Source organism: Sphingomonas fucosidasi (assembly GCF_036663855.1).
Classification (GTDB): Bacteria; Pseudomonadota; Alphaproteobacteria; order Sphingomonadales; family Sphingomonadaceae; genus Sphingomonas; species Sphingomonas faeni_B.
This window is the reverse complement of record NZ_JAXOJR010000001.1, coordinates 527,336-539,940: the sequence shown is the minus strand read 5'-3', so window position 1 is coordinate 539,940 and position 12,605 is coordinate 527,336. Positions and strand designations below refer to the sequence as shown.

7 protein-coding genes are annotated in these 12,605 nt (G+C 66.1%); 3 read left to right on the top strand and 4 right to left on the bottom strand.

What is annotated here, in order from left to right:
- Positions 1-26: 26 nt before the first annotated feature.
- Positions 27-1,694, bottom strand: a complete 1,668-nt coding sequence (locus tag U1737_RS02355) for an MFS transporter (protein WP_332795451.1) — start codon at positions 1,692-1,694, stop codon at positions 27-29.
- A gap of 49 nt (positions 1,695-1,743) precedes the next feature.
- Positions 1,744-3,207 carry a DcaP family trimeric outer membrane transporter gene (locus tag U1737_RS02350; protein ID WP_332795450.1) on the bottom strand — a complete coding sequence of 488 codons (1,464 nt, stop codon included), beginning with the start codon at positions 3,205-3,207 and terminating at the stop codon, positions 1,744-1,746.
- Between the two features lie 154 nt (positions 3,208-3,361).
- Between U1737_RS02350 and acs the strand changes: the two genes are divergently transcribed.
- Together acs and U1737_RS02340 are read left to right on the top strand one after the other, a co-directional pair.
- Entirely contained in the window at positions 3,362-5,317 is a 1,956-nt protein-coding gene (gene acs, locus U1737_RS02345) for an acetate--CoA ligase (RefSeq protein ID WP_332795449.1), read from the top strand.
- Positions 5,314-5,937, top strand: coding sequence for a response regulator transcription factor (locus tag U1737_RS02340; protein ID WP_332795448.1), 624 nt, complete (start codon positions 5,314-5,316; stop codon positions 5,935-5,937). The genes acs and U1737_RS02340 overlap by 4 nt, the downstream gene beginning before the upstream one ends.
- 254 nt (positions 5,938-6,191) lie before the next feature.
- On the opposite strand, the gene U1737_RS02335 is transcribed toward U1737_RS02340, so the two are convergent.
- Complete coding sequence (locus tag U1737_RS02335) at positions 6,192-9,506, bottom strand: PAS-domain containing protein (protein ID WP_332795447.1); 3,315 nt, start codon at positions 9,504-9,506, stop codon at positions 6,192-6,194.
- 372 nt (positions 9,507-9,878) lie between these two features.
- Positions 9,879-11,945: a catalase gene (locus tag U1737_RS02330; RefSeq protein WP_332795446.1), complete on the bottom strand. Its 2,067-nt coding sequence runs from the start codon at positions 11,943-11,945 to the stop codon at positions 9,879-9,881.
- Between the two features lie 179 nt (positions 11,946-12,124).
- Here U1737_RS02330 and U1737_RS02325 point away from each other — a divergent pair, with 179 nt between their 5' ends.
- Entirely contained in the window at positions 12,125-12,586 is a 462-nt protein-coding gene (locus U1737_RS02325; RefSeq protein WP_248520797.1) for a hypothetical protein, read from the top strand.
- The last annotated feature ends 19 nt before the right edge of the window (positions 12,587-12,605 follow it).

Here is a 12,605-nt window from a genome sequence, read left to right as displayed (position 1 = left end):
GGCAAGCCATTACGTGGTTCGGCCGCTCAGCTGTGGAGCGACCGGCGGAACGTCTCGGGCAGGAACACGAGGCCCACCAGCGCCGTTACCGCGCAGGCGACGATCGGATACCAGAGCCCGTAATAGATATCCCCGGTCGCCGCGACCATCGCGAATGCCGCGGTCGGCAGGAACCCACCGAACCAGCCATTGCCGATATGATAGGGCAACGACATCGACGTGTAGCGGATCTTGGTCGGGAACAGCTCGACCAGCAGCGCCGCGATCGGGCCGTAGACCATCGTCACGTACAGCACCAGGATGACGAGGATCGCGACGACCAGCGGTTTGTTGATCTGCGCCGGGTCCGCCTTTTCGGGGTATCCGACCGCGGTAAGAGCGGTCTTCACTTGGGTACCGAACGTCTTGATCGCCGCCGCCTTTTCGGGCCCCGAAACCACCGCCGGGTTGACGACCGGGATGGTCGCGCCGCCGATGTTGATCTGCGCGACGGTGCCGGCGGGTGCGATCACGTTGGTGTACGAGATGCCCGCCTTTGCGAGATACGACTTGGCGATGTCGCACGAGCTGCTGTCGAACTTGTTCTTGCCGACCGGATCGAACTGGACCGAACACTCGTCGGGGTTGGCCACAACCGTCACCGGCGAATTGGCCTGTGCCGCATAGAGCGCCGGGTTGGCGGCCTTCGACAGCGCATGGAACAACGGCATGTACGTGAGTGCCGCGAGCGCGCAGCCGGTCAGGATGATCCACTTCCGCCCGATCTTGTCCGAAAGCCAGCCGAAGAAGATGAACGCGGGCGTGGCGATCAACAGTGCAATCGCGATCAGGATATTGGTGGTTGGCCCGTCGACGCGCAGGTTCTTCTCGAGGAAGAACAACGCGTAGAACTGGCTGGTGTAGAACACGACGCCCTGGCCGACGACCGCACCGAACAGCGCGATCAGCACGACCTTGAGGTTGCTCCACTGCCCGAACGCCTCGGTCAGCGGCGCCTTCGAGGTCTTGCCCTCGTCCTTCATCTTCTGGAAAACCGGGCTCTCTTCGAGCTGCATGCGGATCCACAAGGACACCGCGAGCAACGCGATCGAGACGATGAACGGAATACGCCAGCCCCATGCCGCGAACGCTTCTTCGCCGACGAGCGTGCGCACGCCGATCACGATCAGCAGCGCCGCGAACAGACCGAGCGAAGCAGTCGTCTGGATGAAGCTGGTGAACAGGCCGCGCTTCTTGTCGGGCGCATGCTCGGCGACATAGGTCGCGGCACCGCCGTACTCGCCGCCGAGCGCGAGGCCCTGCAACAGGCGTAATACCACGAGCGCGATCGGCGCGGCGACGCCGACCGACGCGTAGCTCGGGAGCAGTCCGACCAGGAACGTCGAAAGCCCCATGATCGCCATCGTCACGAGGAAGGTGTTCTTGCGCCCGACGACATCGCCGATCCGCCCGAACACCAGCGCGCCGAACGGCCGTACCGCGAACCCGGCCGCGAACGCCGCGAGTGCGAAGATGAACCCGGTCGTCTCGTTGACGCCCGAGAAGAACTGCGCGGTGATGATCGTCGCGAGCAGGCCGTAGAGGTAGAAATCATACCATTCGAACACCGCACCCAAGGAAGATGCGATGATGATCAACGGCTGGCTTTGCTTCACGTGACCAAGGGGCGATGCGTCCCCGGTTGTCGTTGCCATGGCGGTATCCTCTCAGGTGGAGCGATGGAGATTCTGGAGCGTGGGGCAATCAGAACCCGTATTTGAATGCGAATTCGAGGCGGTCGAGCGCGCCGGTGTCACCCGAGACGAGCTCGCGGACGGCGTGGCGATATTCCACGCCGATGTCGAAGCCCTTACCAGGCGACCAGAACAGGTTGCCCGCGCCGCCATAGGACTTGGCATTGGCCAGTCCCGTGACGATCACGCCGGCTGGATAATTGGCCGATTGGTAGCTGCCCATGACCGTCGAGTGGATCGCATCGGTCCAGCCGATACGGAGCGCCGCGAAGGCCGCGAAATTGTCGATCCGCTCGAGCCGGGTCGCGGTGCCGCCGTAGATCGCGTCGGGGACGTATCCCAGTCCCAGATACCGGCCGATGCCTTGCCCGTAGGTCGCCATGAAGCGCAGGTCGTGACGCTTGCCGATGGGAATCTTGCCGGAGCCGGAAACGCCCCAGCCGAAGGCGGTATCGCCACTGCCCAGCGTATCGGTCCGCAGCTCGCGCGCGATGCCGGCCAGCGCGAAATCGCCGAATGTCGGCTTCCAGTTCACGCGTGCCACCACGTCGGGCAGGCGATCGTCGTCCGTGTCGACCAGCGCCGCATTGGCCGGAAGCGCGGTTTCCGTCTCGGGGTTCTCGGCCGCGATCTGCAACGTCAGCCCGGGTCGCAAGGGGATGGAATAACGGACCAGCGCCTGTCGATTGAACACCGTGCCATCCAGCGGACCGACGAAATCGGTCGTCTCCGGCAGCACCGCGATGTTCTGGAAGGTCGACCATTCCTGCCCGACCAGCAAATTGCCATATTCGATGAAGCCACGGCGGAAAGTAGGCGTGTAGGGATTGGTCGCGCGCTGCGCCCCGACCGGTGCCGTCGCGAGCGCGAAATCGAACTCCACCAGCGTCTTGATGTCGGTGCCGTTCATCGGGGTCGCGGTACTGAACTGCAGGCGGGTCTGGCGCGCGGAGAGCAGCAGGTCCTGGCTGGAGAACCCGCCACCGACCGGAATCTGCTGCGGCAGGAAGAACTCCTTGCCCAGCCCGCCGACCGCCACCTCGCCATCGCTGTAGCGGCTGGCAATGACGTTGAGGCGAACGAAGCCGCCCAGCTTGACCGTCGTGTTGCCGACGCGAAATCCGTCGGTCGGTGCCGAGTTTGCCGCGACAGGTTTGGCCTGGGCCACATTGGTCGCGCCGGGCGATCGGCCTGGCGACGCGGATGCCGCGCTCATCGACGACGCGGTCATGGGATTGGCGGTCATGGGAGGCGCGCTCGTCGGAGCCGCGTTCGTTGAGGTCGAGGCGATCGGTGCCGCAGCCGTCGCGCGGGCCGCGGTCAACTCGCCGCGCAGATCCTGCACCGCCGCTTCGAGCGCCTTCAACCGTGTCTCGAGCTCGATCTCGCGTGCCGTCTGCGCCTGCGCCATACCCGGTACCAGCGCAGTACCGCTAAGCAACGCGGTCAAGGCCAGCCTCGTCTTGAATGCCATCGGTGTCATCCCCGTCTCCGCGCTCTTCCACTGGTCTTACGCGTGGAATGAGCGTCGTGATCATGGCGCATTGCGAACGCTGGGCCATCCCTTACTTTGGTGCGGGATGATCGCCCGAACGCGACCGCGTACAGCGCGGCAAAAGGAGAGCCAGATGACCGAGGCCAGCTATCCCGTCCCCGCAGAATGGGCGAAGGACGCCCTGATCGACGCCGCCGCCTATGACCGGATGTATGCCGAGGCCGCGACCGATCCCGACGCGTTCTGGGCCAAGGAGGCCAAGCGGCTCGACTGGATCGTCGCCCCGACCAAGATCAAGGATACGTCGTTCGACGAGAGCGACTTCCACATCCGCTGGTTCGAGGACGGGCAGCTCAACGTCGCCGCCAACTGCGTCGATCGCCACGCCGACGCCCGCCCCGACGCGACCGCGATCCTGTGGGAAGGCGACAACCCCGATGAATCCCGCAAGATCAGCTACGCCGAACTGCGCGACGAAGTGTTGAAACTCGCCAACTGCCTGAAGGCGCGCGGCGTCGAGAAGGGCGACCGCGTCACCATCTACCTGCCGATGATCCCCGAGGCGGCGTTCGCGATGCTCGCCTGCGCGCGGATCGGCGCGATCCATTCGGTCGTCTTCGGCGGCTTCTCGCCCGAGAGCCTGTGCAACCGCATCCACGACTGCGACAGCCGAATCGTCCTCACGGCCGACGAAGGCCTGCGTGGCGGCAAGACCGTGCCACTCAAGGCCAATGTCGACGCCGCGCTCGACCACGGCGATCTCGCGGTCGAGGCGGTCATCGTCGTCCGCCGCACCGGCGGCACGGTCACGATGACCGAAGGCCGCGACTATTGGTATCACGAGTGCGTCGAGGGCCAGTCGACCGACTGCGCACCCGAGCCGATGAACGCCGAGGACCCGCTGTTCATCCTCTACACCAGCGGCTCGACCGGCCAGCCCAAGGGTGTGCTGCACTCGACCGGCGGCTATCTGGTGTGGGCGTCGATGACGCACGAATATGTCTTCAACTACCGACCCGGCGAGATCTTCTGGTGCGCGGCCGACGTCGGCTGGGTCACCGGCCACACCTATTCGCTGTACGGCGCGCTCGCGAACGGCGCGACCACGGTGATGTTCGAGGGCGTGCCGAACTATCCCGATCACAGCCGGTTCTGGCAGATCGTCGATAAGTACCAGGTCAACATTCTCTACACCGCACCGACCGCGCTCCGGTCGCTGATGCGCGAGGGCGACGACTGGGTGACGCGCACCAGCCGCAAGTCGCTCCGCCTGCTCGGCTCGGTCGGCGAACCGATCAACCCGGAGGCGTGGAACTGGTACCATAACGTCGTCGGCGACGGCCGTTGCCCGATCGTCGATACCTGGTGGCAGACCGAAACGGGTGGGCACATGATCTCGCCCCTCCCCGGCGCAACCGCACTGAAACCCGGCAGCGCAACGAAGCCCCTTTTCGGCGTTCTCCCCGAACTGGTCGACGCGGACGGCAAGGTTCTTGAGGGCGCGGTCGAGGGCAACCTCGTCATCGCCGACAGCTGGCCCGGCCAGATGCGCACCGTTTGGAACGATCACGACCGCTTCTTCCAGACCTATTTCTCGACCTATCCGGGCAAGTATTTCACCGGCGACGGCTGCCGCCGCGACGAAGACGGCTATTACTGGATCACCGGCCGGGTCGACGACGTTATCAACGTCAGCGGCCACCGCATGGGTACCGCCGAGGTCGAGAGCGCACTCGTCGCCCACTCGAAGGTCGCCGAGGCGGCAGTCGTCGGGATGCCGCACGACGTGAAGGGCCAGGGCATCTACGCCTATGTGACGCTCAACGCGAACGCCGAGCCGAGCGAGGACTTGCGCAAGGAACTCGTCCAGTGGGTCCGCCGCGAGATCGGGCCGATCGCGACCCCGGACATCCTCCAGTTCGCCCCCGCACTGCCCAAGACACGTTCGGGGAAGATCATGCGGCGGATTTTGCGGAAGATCGCGGAGAACCAGCTCGACCAGCTTGGCGACACCTCGACGCTCGCCGATCCTGCGGTGGTGGATGCCTTGATCGCCGGCCGCGAGGAGGCCACTTCAGTCCCGGCATGACGCGCACGATCCTTATCGCCGACGACCACCCGCTGTTCCGCCAGGCGCTCAAACTGGCGGTCAGCCGTGCCGCGCCCGATGCGGTGGTGATTGAGGCTGGGCAGCTCTGCGAGGCGGTCGACGCGGTGCGCGTTGCCGAGCGGCTCGACCTAATCCTGCTCGACCTGCGCATGCCGGGATCGGAAGGGTTCGCCGGGGTAGCGCTGCTCCACGCCGAGCGTCCCGACACGCCGATCATGGTGATTTCCTCGGCCGACGAAGCCGAAGCCGCCCCGCGCGCGCGCGCCTATGGCGCGATCGGCTTCGTCTCGAAAACCGCCGACCTCGCCACGCTCGAAAACGCGGTGGCGCGAGCCCTCGCTGGCGAACGCGACGCGCCAACCGAAGGCTCCCCCGTCGACGAGATGTCCACCCGCGTCGCCAGCCTCACCCCGACCGAGCTGAAAGTCCTGCTCGGTGTCCTGGCCGGTCGCCTCAACAAGCAAGTCGCGTTCGACCTCGGCATCTCGGAGGGCACGGTAAAGGGGCATATGACCGCCATCCTTCGTAAACTTGGGGTGCAGAACCGCACCCAAGCGGTGCTTGCGGCAAGGGCGATGGACATCCACTTCGCCGACTAGCCGCGCCATCTGCCGCCCCGTCATCCTGACGAACGTCAGGACCCAGAGCCACGATCGGTGTGGGCGGTATCCTGGGTCCTGACTTTCGTCAGGATGACGTGCTGTGCCCGCGTGCCGTTCAATCCTCCCGCGCCAGGGGGAGGTGGCGCCGGAGGCGACGGAGGGGGAGGAACACGCGACGCCCGTTCCCTTTCCTCCCCCTCCGTCTGGCAAGAGCCAGCCACCTCCCCCTAGCGGGGGAGGATCAAGGAGGCTCAACTGCCCCGCGCTGCCGCGGCCGAGGCCTCCTCGATGAACCGCCACAGATCCGCCGGCACCACCGGCTTCGTCAGCACGACAAGCCCCACACATCGCACATCCTCCACGACCGCGCGGTCCGCCGTCACCAGCGCGATCGCCGGGGTCGGCGTCATCGCCCGCAACCGCGCGACCACGTCGAGCCCATCCTCCGCTTCGTCCAAGTGGAAGTCGACCAGCGCCACATCCGGCTCCTCGTCCGTTGCCAGTTCCATCGCCCCGGCGATCGTCGCGGCCAGCAGCGGCACGCAGCGCCGCGCACGCAACGCCGCATCGAGTGCTGCCAAAATCGTTGCATCATTGTCGAGGCACAGCACCCGCAGCCCCGGCACCAGCGCGCGCGCCGCCGAGGGCGTCGGCAGCGGCACGTCGAAACCCGCGGGCGCAAGCGGCACACGGACCGCAAACGTCGTCCCCCGCCCCGGCTCCGACCGCAACTCCACCGCCGCCCCGAGCAGACGCGCGATCCGCCGGACGATCGCCAGCCCAAGCCCAACGCCGCCGCCCGCGCTCCCCTTGCTTTCCAGCCGCTCGAACTCCTCGAAGATCCGCTCGCGGTCGGCAGCCGCGATTCCTGGCCCGTTGTCGCGCACCTCGATCAGCACGTCGTCGCCCCGCCGTCGCGCGCCGATCCAGATCCGCCCATCCGCCGAATAGCGCACCGCGTTCGACAGGAAATTCTGCAGTATCGAGCGCAGCAACGACCGATCGGTCGCCACGCTGAAAATGCCCGGATGCGCCGCCAGCACCAGCTCCCGCTCCGCCGCCAACGGCGCGAACTGCACCGCCAGCTCCTCGATCAGCGCCCCCAGTGCGAACCGCTCGACCTTCGGCACCACGCCCCCCGCATCGAGCCGCGACACGTCGAGCAACGCCCGCAACAACGTATCCGCAGACCCGATCGCCCCATCGATCGCGCGCACCAGCTCACCCTGATGCGGCGCCTTTCCTTCGTCCAATGCCGCACAGAACAGTCGCGCGGCATGCAATGGCTGCAACAGGTCATGGCTCGCCGCCGCCAGAAACCGTGTCTTGTCACGCGTTGCGGTCTCGGCCACCGCGCGCGCCTCGTCGAGCATCGCGTTCGACTGCGCCAGATCTTGCGTCCGCGCCGCCACGCGTGCCTCTAGATCGGCCTGCGCCTCCTTCTCCGCCGTGATGTCGGTGAAACTCTGCACGTACCCGCCGCCCGGCATCGGCCGCCCGACCATCTTGATCCACCGCCCCGACGGCCGCTGCCGCTCGAAACTGTGCGGCGTCCCGCGCGCGAGATGCGCCACCCGCCGACCGACATGCGCCGCGATATCGCCGACCCCCTCGCGCTCGGCATTGTAGCGGATCAGGTCGGCGATCGAACGACCGACCACGACATACCCCTCGGGATAGTCGAACATCTCGACATAGCGCGGATTCCACGCGACCAGCCTGAGGTCCGCATCGATCACGCTGACCCCCGGATCGATCGTCTCCAGCGTCGCCGACAGCAACGTCCGCGAGAACCGCAGCGAGCGCCCGCGCTGGTCGAGCAGGCGAACCACGTCGCTGACGTCGATTGCGGATCCAGCAATGCTCGACGCGACGATTTTCCGCGCCGACGGGGCACCGATCACGCCCGCAATCAGTCGCTCGGCGGTACGCGCCGCCGGGCCATCGATCGGCGCACGCAGGTCGGGCGATGCCACGCCGATCGCGTCCGCCTCGCCGTCGCCGACGAACCGCGCGACGAGCATACGCAATTCGCCGAGCGTCGTGACGTGGTCGAGCGCGGCGTTGCCGCGGTGCCGCTCGCGCGCGTGCAGCCCGGCCATCAGCGCGACGTTGACGCCGAGGCTCCACACCGTGCCGTTGACCAAAGGCGAGCCGATCCGCCAGCCAAGCAACGCATCGGGATCGAGCCAACCGCGCGTGACGTGCGCCAAGGCCGGGCCGACACCCTCGCCGATCGACGGCAGTAACAGGCAGTAGATCCAGACGACCACACCCCCGATCAGTCCGGCCCGCGCCGCGCTATGATTGGCGAAGTTCCACCCGACCGTCGCGATCAGCGCAGGCGCGAACTGCGCGACGCCAGCGAACGCGATCAACCCGATCGACGCCAGCGGCAGGTCCGCACCCAGACTGCTCCCATACAGCAGCGCGACCGCGACGATCGCCGCAATGATGACCCGCCGCACCCGCAGCATCCGTCGGCCAAGCTCGCCTTCGCCCGCTTCGCCATGCCGCCGGAGCAGCAGCGGCGCGAGCAGATCGTTGGTCGCCATCGTCGACAGGGCGATCGTCTCGACCACCACCATCGCGGTCGCGGCCGAGAACCCGCCGATGAACGCGATCAGCGCGACCAGATGCTCACCCTGCTGCAACGGTACCGCGAGCACGTACAGATCGGGCTCGACATCGCCCGGCAACAGCGTCATCCCGGCAAGCGCCAGCGGCAGTACGAGCAGCGAGATCGCCACCATGTAGGCGATGAACGGCCAGCGCGCCCGCGCCACCGCATCGGGGCCGCGCGCCTCGATCACCCCGACATAGAATTGCCGCGGCAGACAAAGGATCGCCAGCGCCGACAACACGGTGCGCACCCAGAAGTCGGAGGTCAGCGCGCCCCAGGTGAAGCCCGACTCGAGCCGCGACAGCGGTGCCGCCAGCGTCTCCGCCGGGACGTCGGCGAGAAGCGCCACGGTCACCACCCCGAGCACCACGAAGCACAGCAGCTTGATCAACGACTCCGCCGCGATCGCCGCGATCACCCCGGGGTTGCGCCCCGCTACCTCATACCGTCGCGCCCCGAACAGGATCGCGAACACGGCGAGCAGCAGCGCAACCAGCACGCCGACCTCCGCCGAACTGCCGACACCAGCGATCGCGCCAAAGCTCAGCGTCACCGACCGCAACTGGAGCGCGATATACGGCACCGACGCGAGCAACGCCGTCCCCGCAACGATCGCCGCCGTCCCTCGACTGCGCCCATAGCGCGCTGAGATGAAGTCGGAGATCGAACTCGATCCCTCCTCCCGAGCGAGCCTCACGAGCCGCGCCAGAAACTTCGGCGCGAGCAGGAACACGAGCGCCGGCCCGAGATAGATGGCCAGGTAATCCCACCCCCGCGTCGCCGCCGTGCCGACCCCACCGAAGAACGTCCAGCTGCTGCAATACACCGCAAGCGACAGCGGATAGGCGATCCGGCCCAGTCTCTGTGACAGGCCCCGCCGGTCCACGACCCAAGCGATCCCGAACAGCAGGACGCCATAGCCGAGAATGGCGAGGATGATCATGGGTCGAAAGATGAATAGGCTCCGGTCTGGCGCCGAAGCGCGGTGTCGCAGCCGGATATAGCGCCGTTCCGAACGAGCCGCGACAGTAACCCGGCTTGGAGGTGTCAGAAGCAAGCAATCGGTCGGAGAATGCCGTGATGAAGTCCGCCGATGCTGTCCTATACCGCTTTTGGCGCACTATCCGCCAACCGTGCCTAGCAGGAAAGGCGCTCGATCTGCGACCAGCCGGGCCACCGCACCCTCTGGCGGCAAGCCCTACGCAGGCTGATCGGAAAGCAGCCGGCGTAACGACTACGCCACTCATAGAAAAACCGGAGGCGCATCGTCTGCACCCCCGGTCTTTATTTACGCGTCTAGGTCTTCCGCGGGCGCTCAGGCCAGCGTGCGGACGTTGGGTTCGCGGTCCCAATAGCGCTTCGTGCCCGCCGTCGCGATCTTGCCGAGATCGACGACACCAGCATCCGGTTCGACGCCGGCCTTGTCGAGCAACGGCTTCGACGCCGCGTTGGCCGCGACCGCCTTCAGATGGCCGAACGCATCCATGACCCACTGGACCGCGGCGCCTTCCTTGAGCAGCGTCTTGCAGCCATCCGCCGACAACACGACCGCGACCGCGTCGAAGATCTGCGACGGGCTGCCCGCGAGCTGACCGTGTGCCTTCTTCTTGCTGCCATCGGCAAGCTTGGCGCCACCGACCTTGGGCGCGACCAGGAAGGCCTTGCCGCCCGCACCCTCAACCGCCTTGACGACCGCATCGATCTCGGCGCCATCCGACCCGTCGGCGATCAGAATACCGACCTGACGACCCTCAAGCGTCTCCTTCATCGACTTCTGGATCGACAGCGCATCGCTGGCGGGCATGTCGACCGGCTCCCGGAACGCAGGATTGGCCTTGGGCAGATCGATCCCAAGACCATCGGCAACGCGCTTGGCCAGTTCCTCGTTCACGTTGCGCAGGTTGGCGACGGTGCGCTCCTGGACATGCGCGAGGCCGACCTTCGACAGCTCGAACGTGAATGCCGACGCGATATGCGCCTTCTCGTTGTCCGTTGCCGACACCCAGAACAGCCGCGCCTGGCTGTAATGATCGCCGAACAGTTCGGCGCGCATCCGCAGCTTTTCGCCTTGCTCGTCCGCCCCGGTCGGATTGGTCGTCGTCACGAAGCCGTTCGGCGACTCGCGCGGACCACCATCCTCGCCGACCACCGACAGGCTGTTTGGCTCATAGTTCGCCCGGCCCTTCGGCACCTTGGTCTGCATCATCCCATCGCGCTGGAAATTCTGCGCGTCGTTACGTGGTGCGTTGACGGGAATTTGGTGGAAGTTGGTCGTCCCAAGACGCGACTTCTGCGTATCGAGATAGCTGAACAGACGACCCTGGAGCAGCGGATCGTTCGAGAAATCGATCCCCGGCACGATGTTGGTCGGCAGGAACGCGACCTGCTCGGTTTCCGCGAAGAAATTGTCGACGTTACGGTCGAGCACCATCCGGCCGATAATCCGGACGGGGACGTCCTCCTCCGGGATCAGCTTGGTCGAATCGAGCACGTCATAGGGCTGCGCCTCGGCGAATGCCTTGTCGAACACCTGGATGCCCAGCTCCCACTCGGGGAAGTCGCCGGTATCGATCGCTTCCCACAGGTCGCGACGGTGATAGTCGTTGTCTGCCGCCTGAAGCTTGAGCGTCTCGTCCCAGATCGTCGACTGGAGCCCGAGCTTGGGCTTCCAGTGGAACTTCACGAAGCTCGACTTGCCCTCGTCGTTGACCAGCTGGAAGGTGTGGACGCCGAAGCCTTCCATCATCCGCAACGAGCGCGGCAGCGTGCGGTCGGACATCGCCCACATCTGCATGTGCGTCGATTCCGGGGTCAGCGACGCCCAGTCCCAGAACGTGTCATGCGCCGAGCCGGCTTGCGGATAGGCGCGATCGGCCTCCATCTTCACCGAATGGATCAGGTCGGGGAACTTGATCGCGTCCTGGATGAAGAACACCGGGATGTTGTTGCCAACGAGATCCCAATTGCCCTCGGTCGTGTAGAATTTGACGGCGAAGCCGCGCACGTCGCGCGGGGTGTCGACCGAACCGGCGCCACCGGCGACCGTCGAGAAGCGCGTGAACAGCTCGGTCTTGGTGCCCTTCTTGAACACCGCCGCCTTGGTCAGGTCCGAGATGTCGTCGGTCGCCTCGAAATAACCGTGCGCGCCCGAGCCGCGCGCGTGGACGATACGCTCGGGGATCCGCTCGTGATCGAAGTGGAAGATCTTCTCGCGCAGCACGAAGTCCTCGAGCAGCGTTGGACCACGCGCGCCGGACTTCAGGCTGTTCTGGTTGTCGGAGACGGGCACGCCGTGGTTGGTCGTGAGCACGGGCACGTCGCCACCGGCGCGCTGATGGGTTTCGCCACCATTGCCGGGATTGCGCTCTGCGGGGTCGCTCATTGCAAATCCTTGGTTATTAGTCGGAGTTCTGGGTAGTTAACGAACGCTGCGAGAGCCTGGGTCCACGCATGCGAAAGAATTCCGGGCCGGGTCGCCAGCCCCAATTGCTTCCGATCGCGTGGACAGGATGTCACAGTGACAGCAATGGGCATGCCGTCTACCGGTACGGCGTGTTAGCCTTGCGCCGCCTTATCCTGTCCCGCCCGCTGCTGATGGGATGGCTGTGCGTGGCGGCGCTGGCGCTGAAGCTGCTGGTGCCATCGGGCTACATGATCTCCGGCGAAGGCGGCCGCGTCGCGATCATCCTGTGCTCGGGTGTCGCCCCGTCGATGGCTGCCCATTCTACAATTGGCGCATCGAACGCTCCGTCGCCGGACATGGTCATGGGCGATCACGCCATGTCTGGCCATGTCATGCCGGAGCAGGATCCCTCCACCAGCCACGGCAAGATGGAGATGCCCTGCGCGTTCTCCGGGCTCTCGGCGCAGGCGCTCGCGGGTGTCGACGCGACCCTGCTGGTGGCGGCGATTGCGTTCGTCATGGCGATCGGCGTCCGCCCCGTCCGCCGATTGGTGCCAGCCCGCGCGTCCTATCTGCGCCCGCCTTTACGCGGCCCACCCATAGTCCTCTCGACCATCTGATCCGAGCCGTCCGTCCCGA

Bases quoted from the DNA above. Each gene is read 5' to 3' on its own strand.
- U1737_RS02355 (WP_332795451.1), bottom strand. From the start codon at position 1,694: ATGGCAACGACAACCGGGGACGCATCGCCCCTTGGTCACGTGAAGCAA.
- U1737_RS02350 (WP_332795450.1), bottom strand. From the start codon at position 3,207: ATGGCATTCAAGACGAGGCTGGCCTTGACCGCGTTGCTTAGCGGTACT.
- acs (WP_332795449.1), top strand. From the start codon at position 3,362: ATGACCGAGGCCAGCTATCCCGTCCCCGCAGAATGGGCGAAGGACGCC.
- U1737_RS02340 (WP_332795448.1), top strand. From the start codon at position 5,314: ATGACGCGCACGATCCTTATCGCCGACGACCACCCGCTGTTCCGCCAG.
- U1737_RS02335 (WP_332795447.1), bottom strand. From the start codon at position 9,506: ATGATCATCCTCGCCATTCTCGGCTATGGCGTCCTGCTGTTCGGGATC.
- U1737_RS02330 (WP_332795446.1), bottom strand. From the start codon at position 11,945: ATGAGCGACCCCGCAGAGCGCAATCCCGGCAATGGTGGCGAAACCCAT.